At 69.4% G+C, this 526-nt stretch carries 1 protein-coding gene and 1 pseudogene; both read right to left on the bottom strand.

The window, feature by feature from the left end; genetic code table 11:
• Positions 1-200 (bottom strand): annotated as a pseudogene (locus A5780_RS37310) (DNA cytosine methyltransferase); the annotation flags it as partial.
• Positions 197-526 (bottom strand): hypothetical protein (locus tag A5780_RS41595; protein WP_197521958.1); only part of this gene is annotated, 330 nt, incomplete at its 5' end. The gene A5780_RS41595 and the pseudogene A5780_RS37310, both read right to left, overlap by 4 nt.

Genomic DNA, 526 nt, shown 5'->3' with positions numbered 1-526 from the left:
GTCGCGGGCAGCCGCGTCAGATCGATCTCCCTGACGTCGCCGGGCGGAAGATGTTCCACCGTGGGGAAATTCAGCTCGTGCACCGCCACACAGACCGGGTTGTGGTTGGCCGCGATCCGGCCCGTGAGACCGGGCACCGCCCGCCAGCCGAGGTAATCGCCCCCGTATCCGGCGAAGAAGACCGTCGATGTGAGGCTCATCGCGCGTCCCCGGGGATGTGTGCGGTCCAGCCGTCGATGACCTCGACCATCCGGTCCTGCCACTGCGCGGTCGTAACCTCGACCGCGCGGGCGCGGCGCAGGGCACGAGCTTCCCGCCACGACAGCGCGTTCAGGCCGTGTCCGAGACCGGCGCCGGCCGAGACCAGTTTCACCGGCAGGTAGGCACCGGCCTCGACCAGCACACCCACATACAGCCACCGCCGCTGCGGATGGGCGTGGGTGGCTTCAACCGCGGCGACATCGGTGGGGTCGATGCCGTAGCAGATCAGGTGGCGCCGCAAAGCTTTCAGCGGCGACCGATCCCC

The organism is Nocardia sp. 852002-20019_SCH5090214, from assembly GCF_001665865.1.
GTDB classification, from domain to species: Bacteria; Actinomycetota; Actinomycetes; order Mycobacteriales; family Mycobacteriaceae; genus Nocardia; species Nocardia nova.
This window is presented reverse-complemented; position numbering and strand designations above follow the sequence as displayed.